The following is a 26,519-nucleotide window of genomic DNA, read 5'->3' as shown; positions in this document are numbered from 1 at the left end:
ATCGAACCCGGAATCTCGAGATTCCGGGTTCGATGCTTTGCATCGCCCCGGAACGACGGTGGGCCTGAAAAGGGTACTAACCCGGCCTATACGCCCCGGTCACGGGGTCACGCTTCAGCGTCTGGATGGTCCCCATATGGGCGGCCTCCGCGACGCGCGACAGGCGCATCTCCTCCAGCTCCTCGTTGATCCTGAGTGCGGTCTTGTAGGCCCAGCGGACCACGGCAAGCCCACCCAGAACGCCCGCAAATGCGACGAACGGCGGCATCGGTCGATCCTCGTGTAGTGCTCAGCCCCCACACACATTCTCGCGCAGTCCGGGCCGCGCCGCAATTGGCTCAGCACGGACCAAATGGCGCGGGGGAGCCGAACCTAGAACCCGAATTTCGCCCAAATCGCCCGCGTCTCGACGGCCGAGATCAGCTCATCCGGTAGCCCAGCCATTGATTCCATGGCCGAAAGCTGGCCCGCGCCGGGCGATTTCCGCCCCAACAGGCCGGACAGCAGCCCGGAGGGCTGCGCGATCACGGGGGTGAGAACCTTCTCGCCATAGCGGGCACGAAGAGTTGAGCGGATATCGCCGATCCCGTCGGCGAGCCCCAGCGCGATCGAGCTCTCACCGGCCCAGTATTCGCCCGTAAACAGGACGTCGTCCGCGCCCTTCAGCCTTGCGCCGCGGCTGTCCTTCACCAGCGCGATGAAGATCTGGTGGATCTCGCGCTGGAGTGCCTTCAGCTTGGCGACGTCGTCGGGGTTTTCAGGCAGGAACGGATCGAGCATCGCCTTGTGGGCGCCTGCCGTGTAGAGGCGCCGCTCGATGCCGAGCCGCTTGATCGCATCCTGGAAACCGAAGCTGCCGCCGACCACGCCGATCGATCCGAGGATCGACGACGGATCGCAGAAGATCTCGTCGCCGGCGCAGGCGATCATGTAACCGCCGGAGGCCGCGACGTCCTCGACGAACACCAGCACGGGCAGCTTCTTCTCCGCCGCGAGCTGCTTGATGCGCAGATAGATCTGGCGCGACTGCACCGGCGAGCCGCCGGGCGAATTGATCACCAGCGCGACCGCCTTGGCGTTCCGGTATGAAAACGCCCGCTCCAGCACGCGGGCGAGGCCCGCCAGCGTCATGCCCGGACGCAGCGGCGTGACCGCGCCGATGACCCCGGACAGCCGCACCACCGGTACGACCGCGGCACCGGGGCGCAAGCGCGCCGGCAGATATTGCATGAGCTTGTCGGCCAGGCCGGAATTCTCGCGATCGTTCAATTGTTCGGCCATGCCGTCACCTCTGGTTAACCCTTATTTATCACGCGACTGTCATTGCTGGTGCCTGGAACGTGTTTTGCAGAATCCCAGTTGGGAAGCTGCAATGAGGCAGCGGAGGAAACGACATGAAGATCTATCTGCTGTTGATGCTGATGGGCGCGCTGTTTACGGCGATTCGCTTTACGTCCCAGCCAGAACAGCAGTCGGAATCGCTTCCCCAGTAAGCCGTCACGGCTCCGCCAGCGGCAAGACCGCTCTCCCTTCCAGAATATTCCGCACCTCTTTTTTGGGCACGCCTGACTCATCATTGAGCATGAAGCCCGGCAGCAATCGCATCGGCGCCCGTCCACCTTTGACCGCGCGCACCAGCACGCGGATCGCTGGACGTCCCGCGTCGCCATGAACCGGCAGGATCGACAGGCTGCCGAAGCCGCGTGACAGCGCTGCCAAGACATCTGCGATTCCATCTGCGCGCCAGATCAGCGTGAGCACACCGTTCGTTCGCAGGATGCGCCGCGCTGCATGCACCCAGCCATGCAGCGTCTCGTTCGTGGCGACATGCGCGGTGTGACGCGCCTGGTCCGGCGAGCCGCGGTGCCGCGCGGGATCGTTGAAGGGCGGGTTCATCAACACGCAATCCGCACTATCAGGCGTGAGCTCATGGGCAGCAAAAGCCTGCGCGTCGGCGGTGACGTCGAGCACGATCACATCAGCGGCAATCGCATTCGCGGCCGCATTGGCGCGCGCGAGTTCGGCCAGCTCCGGATCGATTTCGACGAGGCAAAGCTTGATCCCGCCAACGCGCCGGGCCAGCGCGAGGCCAGCCGTGCCGACGCCGGCGCCGAGATCGACCACACGGTCGCCGTCGCGGGCCTCGGCCGCAGCGGCAAGCAGGATGGCGTCATGCCCTGCCCGGTGGCCGGATCGCTTCTGCTTGAGCAGCAGCTGGCCGCCGAGAAAGGCGTCCTCGGTGAGATCTGTGACGACGTCAATCATCGCCGCGCAGTTCGTGGCTGAGGCCGGCGTCGGTCAGCAATTGCCGGGCCTCGCTGGCATCGTCCTCATGGACCAGGATCCGCCTGGGCAGCACGCCGAGCGAGCCCTCGATGATGCTCATGTTCTGGTCCAGCACCAGATGATGGATGTTGGCGCCGTCGAGCAGCGCGCCGATCGCCGACACCAGCACGATATCGTTGGTCCGAACCAATTCACGCAAGACGAGCCTCCTGCCTGAAAGGGGTGAAAGCGGCAAATGTCAATGGTTCCACAGGCCTTGCCGCATCCCCGTCCAGTTTCTATTGTCTTTCCATCAGAATAGCCCCTCCGGGGCAAATATTGGAGACCGGCGTGGCCGTCATCGTACCTTTCGAAACTCCCGGCGCGTCGATCGAAGAGCTGGTTGCCCTTGTGGCCCCCGACATGGAGCGCGTCAACGCCACGATCCTGTCGCGGACTGGGTCTGACGTGACCATCATCCCTGAAGTCGCCAACCATTTGATCTCCTCCGGCGGCAAGCGGCTGCGGCCGATGCTGACGCTGGCGATGGCGAACCTCGCCGGCTACACCAGCGACGGCCACATCAAGCTCGCCGCGTCTGTCGAGTTCATGCATACCGCGACGCTGCTCCATGACGACGTCGTCGACGAGAGCGAGATGCGCCGCGGCAAGCTGTCGGCGCGCATGCTCTGGGGCAACGAGGCGAGCGTGCTGGTCGGCGACTTCCTGCTCGGCCAGGCGTTCCGCATGATGGTCGAGGTCGGATCACTGCGCGCACTGGACATTCTTTCGGCAGCCGCCGCCACCATTGCCGAGGGCGAGGTGATGCAGCTCGCAGCCGCCAAGAACACCGCGACCACCGAGGACGAATATCTCGCCGTGATCCGCGGCAAGACCGCCGAGCTGTTCGCGGCGGCCTGCGAGGTCGGCCCCGTCATCGCCAACCGCCCAAAGGCCGAGCAGACCGCCTGCCGCTCCGTCGGCATGAATCTCGGCATCGCCTTCCAGCTGGTCGACGACGTGCTCGACTATGGCGGCAAGAGCGCCAAACTCGGCAAGAACACCGGCGACGATTTCCGCGAGGGCAAGATCACTCTGCCCGTCGTGCTCGCGTTCCGCCGCGGCAACGACTCCGAGCGCGCTTTCTGGATCAAGGCGCTGGAGCGCGGCGAGATCGGCGATGCCGATCTCGACCACGCCATCGGCCTGATGAACAAGCACCGCGCGCTCGAGGACACGCTGAGCCGCGCCCAGCACTACGGCGCCATGGCGGTCGATGCGCTGGCGCTGTTCCCGTCCTCGCCGATGAAGAGCGCGCTAGAGCAGGTGGTGGCGTTCTGCCTGGCACGGTCGCATTGAGCGCGGCGAGCTCTATCGATCTGCACTGCTCTTAGCACCGTCGTCCTGAGGCGCGAGGCACGGGACGCAATGCGTCCCATGAGGAGCCTCGAAGGATGTACGGCCCGGATGCAGCCGGGCCGTCGCCCTTCGAGGCTCGCCGAAGAGGGGAGCACCTCAGGGTGACGGTGATGGATATGTGCGCTCGCAATGACGGAGTACGGCGCACAGCCGTCGCTCAACTCCCGTGTCCCGGACGACGCTACAGCGCCGTTTGCGTTGGTGCACAGAGCCGGGACCTACGCGACATCCAGTGATCAGCAACATGGACCCCGGCTCTGCAGCGCACCGCTGAAAACGCGATGCGCTGCGTCCGGAGCAGGAGCGCGTATAGTTACTTGCATTTCGCAAGTTACTCTCCTACCTTCCCCGCCATGCAGCCCAAATTGCCTTCCATCCAGGAATGTCCGGTCGGCCGCGCCGTCGAGACGGTCGGGGAATGGTGGAGCATCCTGATCCTGCGGGACGCCTTGCAGGGCTCGACGCGGTTCGACGAGTTCGAGCGCAATCTCGGCATCGCGCCGAACATCCTGTCGCGGCGCCTCGCCCATCTCACCAAGACCGGCATGTTCGTCCGCCGCCGCTATCAGGAGCGGCCGCCGCGTTGCGAATATGTGCTGACGGACAAGGCGCGGGATTTCTTTCCCGTGATCGCAACGCTGCTCGCCTGGGGCAACAAGCATCTTGCGCCGAAGGGTGAATCCATCCTGCTGGCCGACAGGAACGATCTTCGGCCACTCGATCCGGTCGTGGTCGACGCCGCCGAGCGACAGCCGATCACGCTCGCCAATGCGGTGGTGGTTGCCGGTCCTGCCGCGAGCCGCCTAATGCGGCGACGGCTCACCTTGCTCAAAGCTATGAACCCGGACCTCGCACCGGCTGGAGACTGACATGCGTCGTATCGTCGTGACTGGAATGGGCGCGGTATCGCCGCTCGGCTGTGGTGTCGAGATATCCTGGCGCCGGCTGCTCGCGGGTCAAAGCGGGCTGCGCCCGCTGCCTCAATGGTCGCAGGCATTGCCCGCGCGCATTGCCGGTCTCGTACCCGACAAAGCCGATGATGCCGACGGCGGCTTCGATCCGGCCGACGCCGCTGCGCCAAAGGATCAGCGCAAGATGGACCGCTTCATCCTGTTCGCGCTGCTCGCCACCGCGGAAGCCGTCGCGCAGGCCAAATGGACGCCACAGGATGCATCTGCACAGGAGCGCACCGCGACGATCATCGGCTCCGGCGTAGGCGGTTTTCCCGCGATGGCGGAGGCCGTGCGCATCACCGAGCAACGCGGCCCGCGCCGGCTGTCGCCGTTCACGATCCCCTCGTTCCTCGCCAACCTCGCCGCCGGCCACGTCTCGATCAAATACGGCTACAAGGGCGCGCTGGGCACGCCGGTCACCGCGTGCGCCGCCGGCGTGCAGGCGATCGGCGATGCCGCACGCATCATCCGCGCGGGCGAAGCCGATGTCGCAATCTGCGGCGGCGCGGAGGCCTGCATCGACATCGTCAGCCTCGGCGGCTTTGCGGCGGCCCGCGCGCTGTCGAACTCCTTCAACGACGAGCCCATGCGTGCCTCACGCCCGTTCGATCGCGACCGCGACGGTTTCGTCATGGGCGAAGGCTCCGGCATACTGGTGATCGAGGAGCTGGAACATGCGCTGGCGCGCGGCGCCACACCGATCGCCGAGCTTGTGGGATATGGCACCACTGCCGACGCCTATCACATGACGTCGGGGCCGCCCGATGGCGACGGCGCCCGCCGCGCCATGGAGATCGCGCTCCGGCAGGCGAAGCTTGCGCCCGCCGATGTGCAGCATCTCAACGCCCATGCGACCTCAACGCCTGCCGGCGACGAGAGCGAGCTTGGCGCGATCGGCGCGCTGTTCGGCCGCAACAAATCCATCGCGGTCAGTGCGACCAAATCGGCCACCGGCCATCTGCTCGGCGCCGCCGGCGGACTGGAGGCGATCTTCACCGTGCTTGCCCTGCGCGACCAGATCACGCCGCCGACCCTCAATCTCGAAAATCCGGATGCGGGTGCGGAAGGGATCGATATCGTTGCCGGTGCTGCACGTCCCATGCCGATGCAGCACGCGATCTCCAACGGCTTCGGCTTCGGCGGGGTCAACGCCAGCGCGATCTTCCGCCGCATAGGCTAGCGGACCGGGCTTGCAATCGCGCACGGCATCGCTACCAAGGCAGGATGAGCGAAACGAATTTTTGGCTATTCCTCGCTGCCGCCCTCGTCATTGCCGCCATTCCGGGCCCCGGCATCTTCTACGTCGCGGCGCGAACATTGTCGGAGGGGCGCGCCGGCGGCTTTGCCTCGACCGCCGGCACGGCGCTGGGCGGACTGGTTCATGTCATCGCCGGCGGCCTCGGCATCTCCGCGGTCATCCTGGCCAGCGCCGAGTTGTTCGCCGCCGTCAAATTCGTCGGTGCGCTCTATCTGATCTGGCTCGGCATCAAGACATTTCGTGGTGCAAGCCGGATGCTGTCGCTTGAGAGCGAGCCTGTCGGCGACAAGCGCGCATTCCGTGACGGCGTGCTGATCGAGGCGTTCAATCCGAAGACCGCGGCATTCTTCCTCGCCTTCATTCCGCAATTCATCGATCCGGCGGGTACGAGCCCCACGCTGCAGTTCATCCTGCTCGGCGCCATCTCGGTGGCGCTGAACACGCTCGCCGACATCGTCGTGGTGCTGATGGCATCCGCAACCCGCACACAACTGATCGGGCGGCCGCGTCTGATGCGGCGCCTCACGCAGGGGTCTGGCATCTTCATCGCCGGCCTCGGTCTCTCGCTCGCGCTGGCACGGCGGCCGGCAAATGGCTAGCGCCCCGCAAAGCCGCTTCTATGAATCGCACGGCCTGCAACTGCATTATGCCGATTGGAGCAACGCGGGCGCGCCGCCGCTCATCCTGGTGCATGGCGGCCGCGATCATTGCCGGAGCTGGGACGCCATCGCCGGCTCGCTGCAGCCGCACTTCCATGTGATCGCGCCCGATCTGCGCGGCCACGGCGATTCCGACTGGACCAGAGGCGGCAGCTACGCGCTGACCGAATATGTCTACGATCTCGTCCAGCTCGTCCGCAGCATTGCAGCGCCGCGCGTGACGCTGATCGGCCATTCGATGGGCGGCATGGTGAGCCTGATTTTCTCGGGGGCGTTCCCCGAACTGGTCGACAAGCTCGTCGTGCTCGATGGCGTGACGATGCTACCCGATTCACCCAAGCCGCCGACGCATGAACGCATCGGTAAATGGGTCAGCCAGCTCGACAGGCTGCACGACCGAACGGCGCGCCGCTATGCGACGCTCGAGGATGCCGCGGCGCAGATGGTGCTTCACAACAAGCGCCTCACCCGCGACCTCGCGCTGCATCTTGCCACGCATGGCGCGCGACGGAACGAGGACGGCACCTATAGCTGGAAGTTCGATCCCTACCAGCGCGTTTCGGCGCCGCACCGGCTCTGGCCGGACGATCACATCGCGCTGTGGTCGCGCATCACGTGCCCGACGCTGCTGTTGAACGCTGGCGAAAGCTTTCTCGCCGGCGCGCGCTCAGCGGGCCTGGAGCGCTATTTCCAGCAGGCGCGCATCGCAACCATCGCCGGTGCCGGGCACTGGTTGCAACACGACAAGCCGGAAGAAGTGCTGGGTGAGATCAGGCAGTTTCTAGGGCTTGGCGAGCTACCGTAGGGTGAGCAAAGGCGCCCTTGCGCCGTGCCCCCGCCTCTCTCAATCGCAAAAAAATGCGTGGGCACGCTTCCGCCTTCGCTCTTCGAGCTACGGCGGACAAGTCGCTTTGCCCACCCTACGAGACCGTCGCCGGGGAAATACTTAGCTCAGCGTCCCCGCATGCACCCACCAGCCGGGGTGGTCGCGCCGAATCTTCTCTGCGGCGGCATGCGCGTCAGCGGGCGCACCGTATATCGCAAAGCACGTCGCTCCGGAGCCGGACATCCGCGCCAGCTTGACGCCGGTCGAGTCGCGCAAGGCGCTCAGCACGTCGCCGATCACGGGCTCGATGCGCATCGCGGGCGCTTCGAGATCGTTGGCCACCGTTTCGAGAACGTCGACCCAGTCTGCAATGGTGGCGCCCTCTTCCGGCCAGGCCGGAGCTCCGAGGACCGAGGTGGCCCCGACCAGGAGTTCGCCATTGCGCAGGCCAAGGGCCTTGAACACGTCCTTTGTCGCAACCGGCACGCGCGGATTGACCATCACGCAGGGCATGCTCGGCAACGCCAGCGGCAACAGCTGCTCGCCGACGCCAGTCATGTCACAGGCGCGCGAGAGCAGGCATACCGGCACGTCGGCACCGGTTGCCAGCGCGACCTTCTGAAGGCGGGGATCGTCGAGCGGCAAATTGTTGAGACGCGCGAGCAGGCGCAGCGCCGCGGCCGCGTCGGCCGAGCCGCCGCCGATACCGGCCGCGACCGGCAAGACCTTATCGAGCGCGAAGGCACCGAGCTTCAGATTCGGCACCGCGTCCGCCAGCAGCTTGGCGGCCTTGAACACGAGATTGTCTGAGGTCTCGCCGCAGGCCGCCGCGAGCGGCCCTGTGGTGGCGAGCTTGAGCTCACCGCCCGGCTCCAGCGTCAGTCGGTCGGCACAATCGGCAAACGCAACCACGCTTTCGAGATCATGATAGCCGTCGGCACGACGGCCGACCACGCGAAGGCTCAAATTGACCTTCGCGCGCCCTTCTTCAATCAACGCCGGCATCGGCGATACGCCCCCAGAACTTAACGAGATTAGCCGCCCTTGCCGTCGTCTTTCTTCTTGTCCGCCTGCGCGGCGGAAGAATTCGAACTGTCATCCGTCATGCCGTTGGCGATCTTGGCTTCGATCTTCGGCAGATCGTCCGGCTCGGGCTTGAGGTCGCGGGCATGCGCCCACTGGAATTTGGCTTCCAGCGTGCGGCCGACGCGCCAATAGGCATCGCCGAGATGGTCGTTGATGGTGGGATCCTCGGGCTTCAGGTCGATCGCGCGCTCGAGGTTCTTCACCGCCTCTTCGTAGTTGCCGATGCGGTAATAGGCCCAGCCGAGAGAGTCGACGATGTAGCCGTCGTCGGGACGCTGCTCGACGGCACGCTTGATCATCTTCATGCCTTCGTCGAGGTTCACGCCCTGGTCGATCCAGGAATAGCCGAGATAGTTGAGGACATGCGGCTGGTCGGGCTGCAGCTCGAGCGCCTTCTTCATGTCGGCCTCGGCCTTGCCCCACTGCTTGGAGCGCTCCTCACAGATGCCGCGATAATAGTACCAGACGCTGTTGGCCTTGTCGTTGCCTGCAGGCAGCACGTCGATGCCCTGAGAATAGGTCGCACCGCAGTCGCCGAACTTCTTGCGGCCGCGCTCGAGATTGCCGAGCGCCATGATCGCTTCGATGTCCTTGGAGTCCTCCGAGATCACGCCCTTGAGGATCTTGATCGCCTCGTCGCTGCGGTCGGCGGAATCCAGATCAATGGCAAGCTGGATCTGCGCGTTGCGCTTCAACGGCGAGGATGAGGGGACGCGCTCGTAGATCTTGATCGCCATCTGCGGCCGCTTCACCGATTCGTAGAGGTCGGCGAGCGAGAGCAGGGCCAGCGGATGGCTGGGCTGCAGATAGAGCGCAAGCTGGAGATAGACCAGCGCCAGATCCTCACCGCCGCGGCGGGTCAGGGTGGCGCCGATGCCGTAAAGCGCCTCGGCCGCACCGGCCTGCGCAGAATCGACCAGAGAGGGCATCTTCTTGCCGGCCTTGGTCTCGCGCAGACCCTCCACGATCAGCGGATGGCGGGCGAGCTTCTTGTCGAAGGCTTCGTAGACCGCGGTCGCCGAGGCCGCGTCCTTGTTGCGCGACAGCCAGCGCGCATAGGCTTCCGTCACGCGCAGCATGGAATCGTCGAGCTTGTAGGCGCGCTCGAAGCGGACGCCCGCGTCCTTCTCCTTGCCGGCGTTCTCGAGGATCATGCCGGCGTGCAAATCCTTGAACAGCGGGTACCATTCCGGGCCCGCCAGCTTGTCGATGGTCGCAACCGCGCCCTTGGCATCGCCGGCGCCATAGGCGGCCCAGCCGGACAGCAGCGTCGCGACGAGATCGGTGATGGGTCCGCGAATCGACTGGTTGATGTTGCTTTGCGCGCTCGGATATTTCTTCAGCTTCAGATCATGCACACCGACCACCAGGCGCGCGACGCGATTGGTCTTGTCGATGGTAAGGATGCGCTCGGCGAGCTTGACCGCTTCTTCGATGTCGCCGTCGTCGACCGAGGAGATGAAGGCACGGTCGAGCAGCTCGTTGTTCTTGGGGTCGGTCCGCAGCGCGGAGCGGTAGAAAGCGGCGGCGGAGGTCGCATCGCGCTCGACGCTGGCGTGGCGGGCGGCGAGATAGCTGCCGGCGGTGGTGAGCGACTTCAGATCGTTTCGGGTCGGAAACTGCGCCGCCGTGTCGGCCGGGTGGTCCGGCGTCTGCGCCAGCACCGCACCGGGGACCGCCACGATCGCAGAACCGGCAAGGGCGATGGCAGCAGCAGTCCAGCGGGTGAAACGATTTGAAAACATCAGGGCTCGCCTTGAGTTGGTAGTGCCTGGGTTTGAAGCAAAAGGCCGTCTCGCACGCGAACGCGGCCGGCAACATGTGACCCGGAACCGTCGGGTCCGGACAATGCCGCTTTTGGCGCTTCACCGCAAGGATTCGGACCGGGCGATCCCCCTCCGCACGCCCCAAATCGGCCAAGTGACCGTCAAGAGAGCCCCAAGACGACGGTACTATGGCCTTATCGTGGCCGGGAGCCCCGGTGATGCTCCCGGGGGCACCCATGGTGTGCCCGTTCTCACGCGAACGTGCGCCAGGTCACGTTTTGTAACCCGAGGTCCCTTTACATCGCCTCGTAGTTCGGCCCGCCGCCGCCCTCCGGGGGAACCCAGGTGATGTTGCCGTTGGGGTCCTTCACGTCGCAGGTTTTGCAGTGGACACAGTTCTGCGCGTTGATCTGGTAGCGCGGCGCCGCACCCTCCTCGACCCACTCATAGACGCCGGCCGGGCAATAGCGGTTCGATGGACCGGCGAAGATGTCATGCTCGGAGGTCTTCTGCAGGTTCATGTCGGCGACCCGGAGATGGACCGGCTGGTCTTCCTCGTGGTTGGTGTTGGACAGGAACACCGAGGACAGCTTGTCGAACGAGATCTTGCCATCCGGCTTCGGGTAGTTCTTCGGCGCGTGCTGCTTGGCCGGATCGAGCGTCGAGCGATCGGGCTTGGCATGCGACTGCGTGCCGAACAGCGAGGTGCCGAACAGCGTGTTGAACCACATGTCGAAGCCGCCGAGCGCGACGCCGAGCACGGTGCCGAACTTCGACCACAGCGGCTTGACGTTGCGGACCAGGAACAGGTCCTTGCCGACCGACGAGGACCGCCAGGCATTCTCGTAGTCGACGACCTCGTCATTGGCACGATCGGCGGCGAGCGCGGCCGCGACATGCTCGGCCGCCAGCATGCCGGTGCCCATCGCATTGTGCACGCCCTTGATGCGCGGCACGTTGACGAAGCCGGCAGCGCAACCGACCAGCGCGCCACCGGGGAAGGTCAACCTCGGCACCGATTGATAGCCGCCCTCGGTGATGGCACGCGCGCCATAGGCAAGACGCTTGGCACCTTCGAAGGTGCCGCGGATCGACGGATGCGTCTTGAATCGCTGGAACTCATCGAACGGCGACAGATACGGATCGTCGTAGTTGAGATGCACGACGAAGCCGACCGCGACGAGGTTGTCGTCGTAATGATAGAGGAACGATCCGCCGCCAGTCTTCAGATCGAGCGGCCAGCCGAACGAATGCTGGATCATGCCCTTCTGATGCTTGGCGGGATCGATCTGCCAGACTTCCTTGAGGCCGATGCCGAACTTCGACGGCTCGCTCTTGGCATCAAGCGCGAACTTCGCGATCAACTGCTTGGTCAGGCTGCCCCGCGCGCCCTCGGCGAACAGCGTGTACTTGCCGAGCAGCTCCATGCCGCGGGTGAAGGAGTCCTTGGGCTTGCCGTCGCGGCCGATGCCCATGTCGCCGGTGGCGATGCCCTTCACCGCGCCTTTGTCGTCATAGAGCACTTCCGCGGCGGCAAAGCCCGGATAGATCTCGACGCCGAGCGCCTCGGCCTTGCGCGCCAGCCAGCGGCAGACATTGCCGAGCGAGCCGATATAGCAGTGATGATTGTTCATCAGCGGCGGCATCATGAAGTTCGGCAGCTTGATCGCGCCGCCGGTCGTCATCCAGTAGAAGCGGTCGTCCTTGACCTGCGTCTTCAGCGGACAATCCGCATCCTCACGCCAGTCCGGAATCAGCTTGTCGAGCCCGGCCGGATCGATCACGGCGCCGGAGAGAATGTGCGCACCGACCTCGGAGCCCTTCTCCACCACGACGACGTTGAGATCGGCATTGATCTGCTTCAGCCGGATCGCCGCGGCCAGACCCGAGGGGCCGGCGCCGACGATGACGACGTCGAATTCCATGGATTCGCGCGGGGGAAGTTCTTCGGTGCTCATCTGATCTCAGCCCTTGAGACGGTTCCTTGTCATTTGCGCCCCCTTGTTTCCGATTTTTCCGGGTAGGACAACCACGGAAATGCGTTCCGCTGGGATGCAAGGCGCCTTAAGATGAACTAATAGTCAGACTTTCCCAATGATCACCGAGCCCGCACCCACCGTTCGAGAGCTTCTCGCCTTCTATCTGGAGGCCGGTGTCGATTGCGCGCTCGCGGAGGAACCGGTCGACCGCCTGGCGGAATTAGACGCCCCGCCGCCGGCCCCGCGCGTAGCGGCGGTTGAAGCGCCGCGGCCTGTCGCCGCGCCTGCGGTGATACGCGGCGAGGCCGCACCGGCGCCCGACGTTGCGATCGCCTCGGCGCGCGAGGCCGCGCGCACCGCGCCGACGCTCGAGGCCCTGCGCGAGCTGATGCAAAATTTCGAAGGTTGCGCGCTAAAACACACCGCGACGCGGCTGGTGTTCGCCGATGGCAATCCGCAGGCGCGCATCATGTTCGTCGGCGAAGCGCCGGGCCGCGACGAGGACATCGAAGGACTGCCGTTCGTGGGACGCAGCGGCAAGCTGCTCGATCTGATGATCGGCGCGATCGGGCTCAACCGCACCACCGCCTACATCACCAACGTCATCCCCTGGCGCCCGCCCGGCAATCGCACGCCGACGCCGCAGGAGACGCAGATCTGCCTGCCCTTCATCCAGCGTCATATCGAGTTGGTGAACCCCGACATGCTGGTGACGCTCGGCAATCCCTCGACGCAGACGCTGCTCTCGACGCGCGAAGGCATCATGCGCACGCGCGGGCGCTGGTTTGATTACGACACCGGCCAGCGCACCATCCGCGCGCTGCCGACCTTCCACCCGGCCTATCTGTTGCGCTCGCCGTCGTACAAGCGGCTGGCCTGGCAGGATCTGCGGGCGATTGCGAAGGTGTTGGCGCAAGGCTCGTGAGAGGCAGAACGGCCTATCCCCGTCGTTGCGAGCGCAGCGAGGCAATCCAGAGTCTTTCCGCGGAGACAGTCCGGATTGCTTCGTTGCGCTCGCAATGACGAATGGAGAGAGCGACCTACGCCCCCTTCGGCCGCACGATCGCCCAGCCGATGCGCAACAATCCCTGACGGCCATTGACCAGCCATTCGAAGGCCCGCGGCACTTCGGGCACGATGCCCGGGAAGCGCGCGAGGATTTCGGGCGGCGGGGTGCCGGCAGTGTCAGACGCGCGCCAGACCACGACGCCGCCGCTCTCGCTGAATTTCGCCTGTGACATCCAGGGTGTGCGCCCCGGATCAGCATCGATGAAGAGGTGTGGCCGGCCGGAATGCAGCGTGATCAGGCTTGCAAGCTGCGTCTCGCCGGCGACCGCGCGCAGGCGATGGTTGGTGCGGCGGGCAAAGCTCTCGTCGAAGAAATCCGAGATCGCGTGCGCCGGCATCGAGGTCGCAATCTCGCCGGTGCCGGTCCAGGGCATGAACAATACCGCCAGGACAACGCCGGCGGCAGGGGCGATGACGGCCGCCGCCCATACCGTGCGCAACATCCGCGCGCGGCGCATGGCGATGAGATCGCCCGCCATTACGACCATGGCGAGGCCCGACATGACCAGCACGACGCCGGCACCGCCGACCACAGTCTCGAGCCAAAACAGGCCGGAGATCAGGACCGCACCGAGCGCCGGCGCGAGCGCAAAGAAATAGACGAAGTTGCGTGCGAGCGGCTCGACCGGCGGCCGGTAGATGATCGGCGCCTCCTCACTCTTGCCGGCGAACAGGGGTGTGTTGAGGAAGCTCAGCACCGGGACCGCGATGGCGCCGAACACCAGCCCGCCGAGCAGCCAGACGGCGTGGATCGCACGGGCACTGAGGTCGGCCAGTTGCGGCAAGGCCGGCAGCACAAGAGTTTGGGCGCGCATCAGCCAGACCGCATAGGGCAGCGCCAGCACGGCCACGACGACGAGCGCGAACAACGGATCGAGCGCGCGCAAGGTCCGGCGGCCGCCGGCGGTCGACAGCGCGAAGATGACGAGCAGCGCGAGCAGGAAGATCGCAGCCGGCGTGGTCAGGAGCAGAAGGCCCGCCTCGATCGACCAGGCGAACCAGGCATTACCGCGGCGCTGGCCGATGATCTGCCAGGAATGCAGCAGCAGCAACGCCCAGAGCGGCCGGGCGAGGACCAGGGGGCCGAAGTCGAGCGCGGACGAGGAGAAGGCCAGCACCGTCATGGTCAGGAGCACGGCGAGAACCGCCTGCTGGGTACCCACCACGGCCCGCGACAGATGATAGAGCGTGATGAAGGTCGCGATCTCGCAGAGCTCGGCAAGGACGTAGACGCCGAACACATGGCCGCCTGCCACGCGATAGGCAATGTCCGCGAGCCAGATCGACAGCGGCGGGCCGAGATCAGTGCCGACCTGATATTCGCGGCCATAGGCCAGCAGGGTCGCCAGGCTGCCGGGCGGACTGCGATAGAACAGCAGCGCCACCAGCAGCCACATCGCGGCCTGCAGCAGCACGGCAATCCAGACGATCAACCGCGGCCGGGCGCGAATGAGCTCGATGACCAGGGAGGTAAACCGCATGCAACGCCCGAAAGATGCAGCCAACCTGTCCAGCCGGCCCTATTCGCCCACACCCGTTTTGATAAAGGGCGCCACGCGCCGTGGCAACGGCGGTCTGCTCTAGAGGCCCGCTGAAGCCTCGATTTCAACTGAGGTCTCGACCTCGGTGACGGAGAACAGATCCTGCACCGGCTCGACGGTCCAGGGCATGTGCTTGGCACGGGCAGCGGCGACCGGGGCGAAGAAGCTGCGGTGGTGGACGGTCGGGCCGAGGCGATCGAGCGCGTCGAGATGCTCGGGCACGCCATAGCCCTTGTGCTGCTCGAAGCCGTAGCCGGGGCAATCCTGCGCCAGCGCGCACATCAGCCGGTCGCGCGTCACCTTGGCGACGATGGAGGCGGCCGCGATCGAGAGCACGATGCCGTCGCCGCCGATCACGGCCTCGCAGTCGCAAGACGTATCGAGCCGGTCGCGGCCGTCGACGAAGACGTGCCTGGGCGCCTCGGGCAGCGCGACCACCGCGCGCTTCAGCGCCCAGAGCGAGGCCCGCAAAATGTTGTCGCGGTCGATCCGCGCGGGCGAGGCGACGGCGACCGAGACTTGCGCGGTGGCGCAGATCTTCTCGAACAGTTTTTCGCGCTCTTCGCCGGTCAACCGCTTGGAATCGTCGATGCCGCGCGGGATGCGGTCGGGGTCGAGAATCACGGCGGCGGCCACCACGGGGCCGGCGAGCGGCCCGCGGCCGGCCTCGTCGCAGCCCGCGACCGGCCAGATGCCGCGCTTGATCAGCGCGCGCTCGCGGCGGAAGCTCGCCTTGGCAGGCGCAGCCTTCTTCTCAGCGGCCTTCTCTGGCGCATCTTTGGCCGGCTTCTTGGCGGACTTGTCCCGAATCATGGCCGGGATCGTGCGCAAGCCGGCTCGCCCGCGCAACCGGGAACCCCGCGCAATTCCCGTTATTCAGACGGACCGCTCTACTCCGCCAGATGCACCCGCCGGTCGTCGCCGACCTCGATGCCGGGCGCGACAACGACCTCCCAGGGATGGCCGTCGGGGTCGGCGAAATAGCCGGAATAGCCGCCGTAATCGGTCTCATGTGCGGCCTTCAGCAGCGTGGCGCCCTTACAAAGCGCAAACGCCAGCACGGTATCGACCTCCTCCCGCGAAGCGCAGTTCCAGGCAAGCGTGACACCGCGGAAGGTTGTCGGCCTCGGCTGGTCCGGCAGCCTGGTGTCGTCAGCGAGCTGATCCCAGGGAAACAGGCCAAGCACGGGACCACCGGTATCGAAGAACGCAACGGCTTCACCCGTAACCTTGAGCCGGCGCGAAAAGCCGAGCGCATCGTAGAAGGCGATGCTGGCGCGGATGTCGCGCACACCAAGCGTGATCACCGTGAGCCGCGGTATCGGGGCCGGCAGATCCTTACTCATCACATACCTCGTTCGCTCCGCGCCTCAGAACAGGCTGAGCTGCTCGCCGTTCGGCTTCGGCTTGGCAAAATGATCCGTCGTCAGCTTCGAGCGGCGCTTGTTCAGCCCAAGCCGGTCGCAGGCGATCTCGAAGCGACGGCCGATGGTCCAGGCCATGGGACCGGTTCCTTTCATACGTTCGCCCCATTTCGAATCGTAGTCGCGCCCCCCGCGCATGTCGCGGATCAGGGTGAAGACGTGGCGATACCGGTCCGGATAATTTGCCATCAGCCATTCGCGAAAGAGATCGCGCACCTCCAGCGGCAACCGCAGCAGGACATAGGAGGCTTCCTTGACGCCGGCATGGGCGGCGGCATCGAGGATGCGCTCGATCTCGGAATCGTTCAGCGCGGGGATCACGGGCGCCACCATCACGGTGGTGGGGATGCCGGCGTCAGAGAGCTGCTTCAGCGCCTCCAGCCGTTTTGGCGGCGTCGAGGCCCGCGGCTCCATGGTGCGCGCGAGTTTTGGGTCGAGCGAGGTCACTGATATCGCGACCTTGGCAAGGTTGCGCTTGGCCATGCGCTGGAGAATGTCGATGTCGCGCACGACCAGCGCCGACTTGGTGACGATGCCGACGGGATGGCCGGTGCGCTCCAGCACCTCGAGAATGCCGCGCATGATTTTGCGCTCGCGCTCGATCGGCTGATAGGGATCGGTGTTGGTGCCGATCGCAATCATCCGCGGCTCGTAGCCTGAGGCCGCGAGCTCCTTCTCGAGCAGAACAGGCGCCTCGGGCTTTGCGAACAGCTTTGACTCGAAGTCGAGCCCCGGCGACAGGCCGAGATACGCGTGGGTCGGCCGCGCGAAGCAGTAGACGCAACCATGCTCGCAGCCGCGATAGGGATTGATCGAGCGGTCGAAGCCGATGTCGGGAGAGTCGTTGCGGGTGATCACCTTGCGTGAGGTGTCCACCCCGACCGTCGTCTTGAACGGCGGCAGGTCTTCCAGGCTCTGCCAGCCATCGTCGAAGGCGACGCGCGCCTCGGCTTCAAAGCGGCCGCTGGCGTTGGACTGGGCACCCCGCCCTCGCCTGCGCTGGCGGTCGATGGCGACAGCCAGTTCAGGAAAGTCGGCAGGAATATCTGAGAGCGCACCCGCCGGCTCGGAGGGCGCCGTGACCGGCGGGTGCTTGAGAGCAGAAGAGGCTGGACTCATGCAATCAAGATAACACGCCGAAGGAACAAATCAAGAACAAGAATCGAAAACGCGAAAACAACCCCATGCACAGTAGCGCTGCCCAAACTTCGCGCGCGGCCCTTTGACCTCACGCAACACCGCGTGAGCCCGCTTCCGTTTGATGCCGCGGAAGGATCGATCTCGCCGGAACCCGGTTGGTGACGATCCCGGGTGAAGGTCAGCAGGATTATGACAAATCAACAACAATCGGCCGCTGCAAGCAGCGACCTCGATCTCCTCGATCGTTACTGGCGCGCTGCGAACTATCTCTCCGTCGGGCAAATCTACTTGCTCGACAACCCGCTGTTGCGCGAGCCCTTGCGGCCCGAGCACATCAAGCCGCGTCTGCTCGGCCATTGGGGCACGACGCCGGGACTGAATTTCATCTACGCCCACCTCAACCGCGTCATCCGCGCGCTGGACCTGAGCGTGCTGTATGTCTGCGGTCCCGGCCATGGCGGTCCGGGCATGGTCGCCAACACTTATCTCGAAGGCAGCTACAGCGAGATCTATCCTAACATCCCCCGCGATGCGGACGGATTGCGAAGACTTTTCAGGCAGTTCTCTTTCCCGGGCGGCATCCCGAGCCACGCGGCGCCGGAAACGCCGGGCTCGATCCACGAAGGCGGCGAGCTCGGCTACGCGCTGGTGCACGCCTACGGCGCGGCCTTCGATAATCCTGACCTCATTGTCGCCTGCGTCGTCGGCGACGGCGAGGCGGAGACGGGCCCGCTGGCAGCGTCCTGGCACTCCAACAAGTTCCTCAATCCCACGCATGACGGCGCGGTGCTGCCGATCCTGCATCTCAACGGCTACAAGATTGCCAACCCGACCGTGCTCGGGCGGATGCCTGATAGCGAGATCCGCGATCTGTTCCGCGGGTTCGGCCATGAGCCGCTGTTCGTCGAAGGCGACGATCCAAAATTTATGCACCGGACGATGGCCGATGCGCTCGACGTCGCGATTGCCAGCATCCACTCCATCCAGCAGCACGCCCGCGACGGACGCAAGACGATCGAGCGGCCGCGCTGGCCGATGATCGTGTTGCGCAGCCCGAAGGGGTGGACCGGCCCGAAGGAGGTCGACGGCAAGAAGGTCGAAGGCTTTTGGCGCGCACATCAGGTGCCCGTTGCGAACTGCCGCGAGAACCCGGCGCACTTAGAGATTCTCGAGGACTGGATGCGCAGCTACGAGCCGGACAAGCTGTTCGACAGGAACGGTGCGCTCATTCCCGAGCTTCAGGCGCTCGCGCCGCAAGGCGAAAGACGGATGGGCGCCAACCCGCATGCCAATGGCGGGCTGCTGAAGAAGGAGTTGAAGCTGCCCGACTTCCGCGGTTTTGCCGTCGAGGTGCCCAAGCCCGGCGGCGTGACTGGAGAAGCCACGCGCGAGCTCGGCAAATTCCTGCGCGATGTCATCCGCCTCAACGCCGTGGAGCGCAATTTCCGCATCATGGGTCCTGACGAGACCGCGTCAAACCGGCTCGATGCCGTGTTCGATGCGACCGAACGCGTCTGGATGGAGCCGATCGAATCTTACGACGTGCATCTCGCACAGGACGGCCGCGTGATGGAGGTCTTGAGCGAGCATCTCTGCCAAGGCTGGCTGGAGGGCTATCTGCTCACCGGACGGCATGGCTTCTTCTCCTGCTACGAGGCCTTCATCCACATCGTGGATTCCATGTTCAATCAGCACGCCAAATGGCTGAAGGTGACGCGGCACCTGCCTTGGCGACGGCCGATCGCCTCGCTCAACTATCTCCTGACCTCGCATGTGTGGCGGCAGGACCATAACGGCTTCAGCCATCAGGACCCCGGCTTCGTCGATCTCGTCGCCAACAAGAAGGCCGACATCGTCCGCATCTATTTTCCGCCCGATGCCAACACGCTGCTGTGGATCGCCGATCACTGCCTGCGCACCTATAACCGCATCAACGTCATCGTCGCCGGCAAGCAGCCGGCGCCGCAATGGCTATCGATGCAGGAGGCGGCGACGCATTGCGATGCCGGCATCGGCATCTGGGCCTGGGCCGGAAATGAGGACGCCGGCGGCGAGCCCGACGTGGTGATGGCCTGCGCTGGCGACGTCCCGACGCTGGAGACGCTCGCAGCCGTTGATCTTCTCCGCAAGGCGCTGCCGGACCTGAAGATACGCGTCGTCAACGTCGTCGATCTCATGACGCTGCAACCGAAGGAGCAGCATCCGCACGGCCTGTCCGATCGCGACTTCGACAGCCTGTTCACGACAGACAAGCCCGTGATCTTCGCCTATCACGGCTATCCCTATCTCATCCACCGCCTCACCTATAACCGCACCAACCATGCCGGCCTGCATGTGCGCGGCTTTGCCGAGGAAGGTACCACGACGACGCCGTTCGACATGGTCGTGCTCAACGAGCTCGATCGCTACCATCTCGCGATCGAGGCGATCGAACGCGTGCCGGGTCTTGCAACTAAAGCCGCGCAGGTGAAGCAGCGGTTCCGCGACGCGCTGATCGAGCATTCGCGCTACGTGCGTGAGCACGGCGAGGACATGCCCGTGATCCGCGACTGGGTCTGGCCGGGCAAGGCGGCATGACAGCGTCGGTTCTCGTCCTCAACGCAGGCTCGTCGAGCATCAAGTTCGGTCTGTTCGATATTTCGGCGGGCGAGCCCGCCCTGCTCTGCAAGGGTCTGCTCGACGAGCACGAGGCGAAGCCGCGGCTGGTGGCGAGGAGCCCGTCGGGCGACACTCTGTTCGAGACGCAGCGGGAGGCATCCGATGCGGACGGCGGCCATCTGTTCGCCGAGGTGCTCGCTTTCGTCGAGGACCGTTTCGGTGATCACCGCCTGCGGGCCGTCGGTCACCGCATCGTTCATGGTGGTCCCGAATATTCACGCCCGGTCGAACTGACCGACGAGGTCTTCACCAGGCTCGAGGCACTGACGCCGCTGGCGCCGCTGCATCAGCCGCGGTGTCTCGCACCGGTCCACCCGGTCAGGACGATCAAGCCTGAGCTGACACAGATCGCCTGTTTCGACACCGCATTTCATCACAGTATGGCACCGCCGGCGAACCGCTTCGCGATCCCGAAGCGCTTCGAGGCACGCGGCCTGCGGCGCTACGGCTTCCACGGCCTGTCGTTCGAATATGTTGCGACCCGTTTGGCGGCGATCGCGCCCGAGCTTGCAGCCAGGCGCGTTGTCATCGCCCATCTCGGCAATGGCGCGAGCCTCTGCGCCTTGCGCGACGGCCGAAGCATCGACACCACAATGGGACTGACACCGCTCGACGGTCTGGTCATGGGCACGCGTTGCGGCATGATCGATCCAGGCGTGCTGCTCTATTTGCTACAGCAAGAGAGGATGACGACCGAGGATCTGCAGCATCTGCTTTATCACGAGTCAGGGTTGCTGGGCGTCTCCGGCCTCTCCGCGGACATGCGTACGCTGCTTGCGAGCAGCGAAGCTTCCGCGCGCGAGGCCGTCGATCTCTTCACCTTCCGCGGGGCGCAGGAGATTGCGGTCATGGCCAACACGCTGGGAGGGCTGGACGGCCTGGTGTTCACCGGCGGCATTGGCGAGCATGCGAATGAGATCCGCAGCGCAATCGGCGAGCGCCTCGCCTGGCTCGGCGTGCGCATCGATGCAGCGGCGAATGACGAAGGCCGCGAAAGCATCGGCGCTTCGGACAGCAGCGTTGCCTTGTTCGTCATTCCCACCAATGAAGAGAGCATGATCGCGCGCCACTGCGCCGATCTGCTGCGCAAGCCCGGTCGCTTATGACGGATTCATGAATGATCTAGCGCAACAGCTGTGCCGCCACCGCGCGGCATGATGTCGGGCGTCAAACGTTGCGCGGACGGATCATGAAAACCCAGATCATCGAAGAACTCGGACAGGGCGACATTCTGTTGCCGACCTTGGTGGCAGAAGGCCTCGCCGCCAACGACCGCATCAAGGTGCGCATGAGCGCACTCCAGGCGGCCGCTCAACATGCGCGGGACCCAAACCGGCCCGCGAGCGACCTCGGCATCGAGAGCCGGACCGCGGGCATTGCTCCCGCCGCAATCGCGACGCTGATCGGCGGCGCGCATATGATCGGACGGGACCGGCTTGCAGCCCCTGCTCTCGCGAAGTTGATGAAGGAGATTGAGGACGACGCCGCGACCATGATCCGCGCCGTCAAAGCCGGAACTCCCGACGAAGGCGCGAAGGCGGATGCGCGGCTCGAAGCCATCCGCAGCGCCGGCCTGCTCGATCCCGCAAGCGAAATCGAGATCGCCCGTATCGCGCGACTGACCGGCGTGACCGACGCGGCCGGCGACAGCCTGCACCGGCTGGTCATGGACCTGCACAAGCAGCTCAACAAGCTTGCGGCAAGCTGCTCGGAAGAAGCGCTCGACGGCGCCCATGTCTTCGGCCTGCATGGCGAAGACCGCGCCGCGGTTGCGGCCTTCATGACGGGGCTGAACGCAACGCGCGGCCTCAAGTTCAATCATCCCGGCCTCGACACCATGGCGACGCGGGCGGGCGGACGGCTCCTGATCCAGAATGACATCGGCACCACCGATGCGCATGTCGTCGTGATCGCGGTGAAGAAGAATGCGGTCACCGTCACCTACACCGACGTGCACCTGGCGCGCGCGAAATTCTTCATGTCGCTGTTCGACAGGTTCGAAGCAACATGGAGCGGCCTCGATCGACATACGGCTGCTGGTCTTGGTGACGAGAATTCGTTCTATCTCGTCACCGGTCAATACCAGGCGGATCATGCTGCGAAGCGCAACGAATTCCTGTCGGCGATCGGCGCTGCGCTGGTTTTCCTGATCGACTGGAACAAAGCCCGCAAATTGCTGCGGAGCTGGGTCGCGAAGGACGACGCGGCGCGCATCCTGGAATGGGCCGCGCGCAACCTGATCGGCCATCGCGGTTTTCTCGAGCTCGGCGGTAACGAATTGCTGGGCTCGGCGGTCCGGAACGCCGCCCCCTCGCGGATTGGCTTCGGCGAGCGGCTCGACCAGGCGCTGGGCCGCGCCGCCGCGATCGACTTTCTCAAGGCGGCACTGCGCGCCTCGACCGAGGCGCTGCTGGCCGGCCGCTCGGTGAGGACGGTCCGCGACCAGATCGAGGCTGACCTGGTGCGGCACCTCGACCGCGTCGACGGGACGCTGCTCGCGGCCGTGCTGCGCCAGACCGGCTTGGCGCACGATCTCGTCATCGCGATCACACGCCATATCGCGGCGGTCAGAGCTGGGCTGCCTGCCGACGGCAAGTTGCTGGCGGCGCGCTGTGCTGCGATCGAACAGAAAGCTGACCGCATCGCGCTGGAGAGCCGCAAGGAGGTCGACCGTCTCGATGCCCGCCCTGTGATCGGACAATTGATCGACCGCATCGAGGATGCCATCGACGAGCTGGAGCAGGCAGCCTTTGTCGCCTCGCTGCTCCCCGAGCGGGCCGATCCGACCCTGCTGGCTTCGCTGGCCGAGCTTTGTGTGGTGGCAGCGACAGCGGCCGAAACGGCTTCAAAGGGCATTGCGGCAGCAATGGACGTGCCGGATGGACGGCGGGTCGATTCCGAGCATGCGCTGGCCGCCGTAACCCGCCTGATCGACGCCGAACATGCGGCGGATACCAGGGAGCGAGCCACCACCACGCTGGTCTTCGGCGGAGGCTTCGACGTTGCGACTTCGCTATCGGTGATCGAGTTGGCGCGGGCCATCGAACGCGCCACCGATCGCTTCGCCGCTTTCGGCCATCTGCTCCGCCGTCACATCATGATTGATCTCGCAGCCTGAGGAAGTCACCATGCATATCGTGCGTATCGGCGCTGAGGCGACCGAACTGCGGCCCGCCGAGGAGATCGGCGCCAAGGCCGCGAACCTCGCTCGGATGGCAGCGCTCGGCCTGCCGGTACCGCCCGCCTTCGTGCTGCCTGTCAGGCTCTGCGCCGACGTGATTGCCGGCCATGCCCATGCTGTGCAGCACCTGCGTGACGGGCTGAAGGATGGGATCGCCTTCCTGGAGAGCGCAACCGGAAAACGCTTCGGCGACCGCCGGCAGCCGCTGCTGGTCTCCGTGCGCTCCGGCGCGGCGCGATCAATGCCGGGCATGCTCGACACCGTGCTTGACGTCGGCTGCACACTGGACGCCGTGCACGGGCTGATCCGCGCGACCGGCCGTCCCCGGCTCGCGTGGGATTGCCGGCGGCGTTTCCTCGAGAGCTTTGGCGAGACAGTGCTCGGGCTTGATCCCGCTCCGTTCGCCGCGCGCATCTCCGAGCTGGTCGACGCCGAAGGCGTGGCCAGCGACCGGGAGCTGGATGGCGAAGCGCTGGAGCGGCTGGCCGCCGCGGAACAAGCGCTGATCGAAGATCACGCCGATGGCTGCCTCGACGATGCAGCGGCCCAGCTCGAGGCGGCGGCACGGGCCGTCTACCAATCCTGGACCAGCGAGCGGGCGCAGACCTACCGCAAGCTCCAGCAGCTCGATGATCTCGAAGGCACCGCCGTCACCATCCAGGCCATGGTGTTCGGCAATGGCGGGCTCGCCTCGGGCGCCGGCGTCGCGTTCTCGCGCGATCCGTCGACCGGCGCCTCTCACACCATGATCGATCTCGTGCTTGATGCGCAGGGCGAAGACGTCGTGTCGGGCCGGCGCACGCCGGACCCCGACGACGCGATCGCCCGTGCGTTGCCGGGGATCCGGGCGGAGTTGAGCAATGTGCTGAAGCGGCTCGAGCGCGAATTTGGCGACGTGCAGGATGTCGAGTTCACGGTCGAGGACGGCAAGCTGTGGATGCTGCAGACCCGCTCGGCCAAGCGGACGCCGCGCGCTGCGGTCAGGATCGCGATCGATCTCGTGCATGAAGGATTGATCGCGAAGGACGAGGCGCTGACGCGCCTCGCCGGCATCGACGTTGCGTCGCTGGTCGATATCTCGCTGGTTGGCGCCGGCAAGCCGGCGGCCTCCGGCACCGGCGCCTCCGGCGGAATCGGCGTTGGCCGCGCGTCGTTTGATTCGGAAGGCGCCAAGCGCCTTGCGGCCACGGGCGAGCCGGTCATTCTGCTGCGCCCCGACACGAGCACGGCCGACATCGCGGGATTTGCGGTGGCAGCCGGCATCGTCACCGCGGTCGGCGCGCGGACCTCGCATGCGGCACTGGTGGCTCGGCAGATGGGCAAGCCGTGCGTGGTCGGCTGCGGTGAGCTGAAGATCGATCCGGACTCTCGGCGCGCCCGGCTTGCCGATGCGACGCTCTCGGAGGGCGACTGGATCACGATCGAGGGCGACGCCGGGCAGATTTATCTCGGGCGTTGCCAAACGTCGGAGACGCGACCGGAGGCCGAGCTCGCCGAGATCGTCGCATGGCAGTCGCAGAGTTGCGATCAACGGCGGGCAGGTGTGGAGACGTCTCAGTGAAGCCCGGCAAAGATCTGGATGCAGCCGATCACGACCTCGATCACGATCAGCACCACCACCGCGATTTCGAGCCGCAGTGAGCGTTGGGTGTCGATGATGTCGGTGAGCGCGTCGGCGGTGTCCGCGACGACCTTGAGCTTCCGCTCAAGTGTGTCCAGGCGCTCCTTCAGCTCGTACTCGTCTTCGAGACGCGCATAGAGCCGGTCGAGCTGCGGCTTTTCCCAGAGCGCATCGGGCTTTTCGGCGACGGCGACGCGGCCGGCGACGCGCTGCTGCACCAGCAGCGCATTGCCGATCAGTTGCAGGATGCCCTTGCGTCGCCGCGACGTCCGGCCCTTCTCGGCAAGCTCCCGCGCGAACGGCTCGATGACATCGAAGACCGCAGCGACACGCCGCTCGTCGCGCGCCAGTGACGTGCTCTTTGCAAGTGCGTCGGCGATCAGCAGCAGCCGCTCGTCGGAGAATTTCGAGAGGTTGATCGGCCCGCCCGGCTGGATCGCCTCGGCGTTTTCGTCCTTGCAGAGCTGCGCCTGGGCGGTCTCCTCCTCATGCGGGCTCAGCTCGCCGGTCACGCGCGACTTCAGGCTGTCGAGCAGCACCTTCTCCTCCGAAGGGAGGAGGCCGATCAGCACCACGACGCCGTAGCGGAAGATCACAGCGAGGCCGGCATGGACGCGAAAAGCCGCCGGCGTCGAGGAGACGGGAGAACCGATCTCGAGCCCCGACGGATTGATGCGTTCGCCGAGCATCACGGCGCGGATCCGCAAGGTCGGCGCGGGGTCCGGCTTCGGCGATGTTGACAGCGCGCCAACGGGAAGTTGATCGGCGTTCATTGGACACATCTCACTCAGCGCGTCAGCGATTCCAGTTTTTCCCATCAGCAAGGACATCGATGCAGCCAGGCGGAGGAATAAGGCCCTGGCCCGACATCGGCCGAGAAAAACCCCATTGGAGCTCACGCCCCTGCAGCTCGCCGAAACATTCGGCAACATGACCACCCTGCGCACGACACATTCGGCTGCGATGGACCGGCGGTGGTTTACCATCGCACTGCCAAGCACGGCCCGCAAAGTTGCGCTCGGCATCGCCGCATGTTTATGACAGTATCATAACGAGCTACGCTTCTCCCGAAGTGCGCATATCGAAGCATCTATCATGCTGAGTGTCATCATACCGACCGAAGGTGTCGAGCAGACGGCGGTCGCAACTCTGGCCGCGCTGGTACCCGGCGCTGCAGCGGGCATCATCAAGGAGGTGCTGCTGGTCGACGGCACCCGCAACGGCGTCATCGAGCGCGTTGCCGACGTCGCCGGCTGCCGTTTCGTCGGCTACGAAGGGACTTCGCAGGGCGCGGCGCTGGCCGCCGGTGCGCTCCAGGCCCGCTCGCCGTGGCTGATGTTTCTCCCCGCTGGCGCGGTGCTGGACACCGGCTGGATCGAGGAGACGACCCAGTTCATCCAGGCGGTCGCGGCCAGCGGCCGGGACCCCGCGGCCGTGTTCCGCTACGCGCGCTCGCCTTACGCCGATACGGGATTTCGCGACTTTGTGAGGTCTGTGGCGCGCAAGCTGGTCGGCCCGCTCGGCGATCAGGGGCTTTTGATCGCGCGCGACCATTACGACCGGATCGGGGGCCATCCGCCCCAAGCTCGCCGCTCCGAGGCCCGGCTGCTGCGGCGGCTCGGCCGTTCCTCCCGGACGCTGCTGCGCAGCCGGATCGTCATGGTCGGGTAGGCCA

At 65.5% G+C, this 26,519-nt stretch carries 23 protein-coding genes; 11 read left to right on the top strand and 12 right to left on the bottom strand.

Annotated features, from left to right (window positions below; translation table 11 throughout):
* Nucleotides 1-76: 76 nt before the first annotated feature.
* The 4 genes from L6639_RS39135 to L6639_RS39120 all read right to left on the bottom strand — a co-directional run bounded on the left by L6639_RS39135 (nt 77) and on the right by L6639_RS39120 (nt 2,485).
* Entirely contained in the window at nt 77-268 is a 192-nt protein-coding gene (locus tag L6639_RS39135) for a hypothetical protein (protein ID WP_212297600.1), read from the bottom strand.
* A gap of 104 nt (nt 269-372) precedes the next feature.
* Nucleotides 373-1,281, bottom strand: coding sequence for a S49 family peptidase (locus tag L6639_RS39130; RefSeq protein ID WP_237866765.1), 909 nt, complete (start codon nt 1,279-1,281; stop codon nt 373-375).
* 216 nt (nt 1,282-1,497) lie between these two features.
* Nucleotides 1,498-2,265 carry a tRNA1(Val) (adenine(37)-N6)-methyltransferase gene (locus L6639_RS39125; RefSeq protein ID WP_237866764.1) on the bottom strand — a complete coding sequence of 256 codons (768 nt, stop codon included), beginning with the start codon at nt 2,263-2,265 and terminating at the stop codon, nt 1,498-1,500.
* Complete coding sequence (locus L6639_RS39120; RefSeq protein WP_057757173.1) at nt 2,258-2,485, bottom strand: putative signal transducing protein; 228 nt, start codon at nt 2,483-2,485, stop codon at nt 2,258-2,260. The genes L6639_RS39125 and L6639_RS39120 overlap by 8 nt, the downstream gene beginning before the upstream one ends.
* A gap of 131 nt (nt 2,486-2,616) precedes the next feature.
* On the opposite strand from L6639_RS39120, the gene L6639_RS39115 reads away from it, so the two are divergent.
* From L6639_RS39115 to L6639_RS39095, 5 genes are all read left to right on the top strand, one after another.
* Nucleotides 2,617-3,624: a polyprenyl synthetase family protein gene (locus L6639_RS39115; protein ID WP_237866763.1), complete on the top strand. Its 1,008-nt coding sequence runs from the start codon at nt 2,617-2,619 to the stop codon at nt 3,622-3,624.
* Nucleotides 3,625-4,037: 413 nt separating this feature from the next.
* Nucleotides 4,038-4,553 (top strand): winged helix-turn-helix transcriptional regulator, encoded by a 516-nt coding sequence (locus L6639_RS39110; protein ID WP_237866762.1) that lies wholly within the window; start codon nt 4,038-4,040, stop codon nt 4,551-4,553.
* Nucleotide 4,554: 1 nt separating this feature from the next.
* The gene (gene fabF / locus L6639_RS39105) at nt 4,555-5,817 is read left to right on the top strand and encodes a beta-ketoacyl-ACP synthase II (protein WP_237866760.1); all 1,263 of its coding nucleotides are present in this window, start codon (nt 4,555-4,557) and stop codon (nt 5,815-5,817) included.
* Between the two features lie 44 nt (nt 5,818-5,861).
* Nucleotides 5,862-6,494, top strand: coding sequence for a LysE family translocator (locus tag L6639_RS39100; protein WP_237866759.1), 633 nt, complete (start codon nt 5,862-5,864; stop codon nt 6,492-6,494).
* On the top strand, nt 6,487-7,359 hold the full coding sequence (locus L6639_RS39095; protein ID WP_237866757.1) for an alpha/beta fold hydrolase: 873 nt from the start codon (nt 6,487-6,489) through the stop codon (nt 7,357-7,359). The genes L6639_RS39100 and L6639_RS39095 overlap by 8 nt, the downstream gene beginning before the upstream one ends.
* Before the next feature lie 141 nt (nt 7,360-7,500).
* On the opposite strand, the gene L6639_RS39090 is transcribed toward L6639_RS39095, so the two are convergent.
* The 3 genes from L6639_RS39090 to L6639_RS39080 all read right to left on the bottom strand — a co-directional run bounded on the left by L6639_RS39090 (nt 7,501) and on the right by L6639_RS39080 (nt 12,190).
* Nucleotides 7,501-8,385 carry a 4-(cytidine 5'-diphospho)-2-C-methyl-D-erythritol kinase gene (locus L6639_RS39090; RefSeq protein WP_237866756.1) on the bottom strand — a complete coding sequence of 295 codons (885 nt, stop codon included), beginning with the start codon at nt 8,383-8,385 and terminating at the stop codon, nt 7,501-7,503.
* Nucleotides 8,386-8,414: 29 nt separating this feature from the next.
* Nucleotides 8,415-10,211, bottom strand: a complete 1,797-nt coding sequence (locus tag L6639_RS39085) for a tetratricopeptide repeat protein (protein ID WP_237866755.1) — start codon at nt 10,209-10,211, stop codon at nt 8,415-8,417.
* A 317-nt stretch (nt 10,212-10,528) separates the two neighbouring features.
* On the bottom strand, nt 10,529-12,190 hold the full coding sequence (locus L6639_RS39080; RefSeq protein WP_237866754.1) for an electron transfer flavoprotein-ubiquinone oxidoreductase: 1,662 nt from the start codon (nt 12,188-12,190) through the stop codon (nt 10,529-10,531).
* Between the two features lie 136 nt (nt 12,191-12,326).
* Here L6639_RS39080 and L6639_RS39075 point away from each other — a divergent pair, with 136 nt between their 5' ends.
* Complete coding sequence (locus tag L6639_RS39075; protein WP_237866752.1) at nt 12,327-13,136, top strand: uracil-DNA glycosylase; 810 nt, start codon at nt 12,327-12,329, stop codon at nt 13,134-13,136.
* A 115-nt stretch (nt 13,137-13,251) separates the two neighbouring features.
* Here the strand turns inward: L6639_RS39075 and L6639_RS39070 are convergent, their stop codons facing one another.
* The 4 genes from L6639_RS39070 to L6639_RS39055 all read right to left on the bottom strand — a co-directional run bounded on the left by L6639_RS39070 (nt 13,252) and on the right by L6639_RS39055 (nt 17,363).
* Nucleotides 13,252-14,760 carry a glycosyltransferase family 39 protein gene (locus L6639_RS39070; RefSeq protein ID WP_237866751.1) on the bottom strand — a complete coding sequence of 503 codons (1,509 nt, stop codon included), beginning with the start codon at nt 14,758-14,760 and terminating at the stop codon, nt 13,252-13,254.
* Nucleotides 14,761-14,859: 99 nt separating this feature from the next.
* Nucleotides 14,860-15,633 carry a ribonuclease HII gene (locus L6639_RS39065; protein ID WP_237866750.1) on the bottom strand — a complete coding sequence of 258 codons (774 nt, stop codon included), beginning with the start codon at nt 15,631-15,633 and terminating at the stop codon, nt 14,860-14,862.
* Nucleotides 15,634-15,710: 77 nt separating this feature from the next.
* Nucleotides 15,711-16,166 (bottom strand): VOC family protein, encoded by a 456-nt coding sequence (locus L6639_RS39060; protein WP_237866747.1) that lies wholly within the window; start codon nt 16,164-16,166, stop codon nt 15,711-15,713.
* 24 nt (nt 16,167-16,190) lie between these two features.
* Nucleotides 16,191-17,363 carry a PA0069 family radical SAM protein gene (locus L6639_RS39055; RefSeq protein ID WP_237866745.1) on the bottom strand — a complete coding sequence of 391 codons (1,173 nt, stop codon included), beginning with the start codon at nt 17,361-17,363 and terminating at the stop codon, nt 16,191-16,193.
* A 210-nt stretch (nt 17,364-17,573) separates the two neighbouring features.
* Between L6639_RS39055 and L6639_RS39050 the strand changes: the two genes are divergently transcribed.
* The 4 genes from L6639_RS39050 (at nt 17,574) to L6639_RS39035 (ending at nt 24,784) form a co-directional block, all read left to right on the top strand.
* A complete protein-coding gene (locus L6639_RS39050) occupies nt 17,574-19,961 on the top strand; it encodes a phosphoketolase family protein (RefSeq protein WP_237866742.1) in 2,388 nt (795 codons plus the stop codon).
* Nucleotides 19,958-21,148 (top strand): acetate/propionate family kinase, encoded by a 1,191-nt coding sequence (locus L6639_RS39045; protein WP_237866739.1) that lies wholly within the window; start codon nt 19,958-19,960, stop codon nt 21,146-21,148. The genes L6639_RS39050 and L6639_RS39045 overlap by 4 nt, the downstream gene beginning before the upstream one ends.
* Before the next feature lie 83 nt (nt 21,149-21,231).
* Nucleotides 21,232-23,160 (top strand): hypothetical protein, encoded by a 1,929-nt coding sequence (locus tag L6639_RS39040; RefSeq protein ID WP_237866738.1) that lies wholly within the window; start codon nt 21,232-21,234, stop codon nt 23,158-23,160.
* 10 nt (nt 23,161-23,170) lie between these two features.
* A complete protein-coding gene (locus L6639_RS39035; RefSeq protein WP_237866737.1) occupies nt 23,171-24,784 on the top strand; it encodes a PEP/pyruvate-binding domain-containing protein in 1,614 nt (537 codons plus the stop codon).
* Here the strand turns inward: L6639_RS39035 and L6639_RS39030 are convergent.
* Nucleotides 24,778-25,617 carry an RMD1 family protein gene (locus tag L6639_RS39030; RefSeq protein ID WP_237866736.1) on the bottom strand — a complete coding sequence of 280 codons (840 nt, stop codon included), beginning with the start codon at nt 25,615-25,617 and terminating at the stop codon, nt 24,778-24,780. The genes L6639_RS39035 and L6639_RS39030 overlap by 7 nt on opposite strands.
* Before the next feature lie 322 nt (nt 25,618-25,939).
* Here L6639_RS39030 and L6639_RS39025 point away from each other — a divergent pair, with 322 nt between their 5' ends.
* Complete coding sequence (locus L6639_RS39025) at nt 25,940-26,515, top strand: glycosyltransferase family protein (protein WP_237866734.1); 576 nt, start codon at nt 25,940-25,942, stop codon at nt 26,513-26,515.
* Nucleotides 26,516-26,519: the final 4 nt, after the last annotated feature.

This window comes from Bradyrhizobium zhengyangense (assembly GCF_022012555.1).
GTDB lineage: Bacteria > Pseudomonadota > Alphaproteobacteria > Rhizobiales > Xanthobacteraceae > Bradyrhizobium > Bradyrhizobium zhengyangense.
This window is presented reverse-complemented; position numbering and strand designations above follow the sequence as displayed.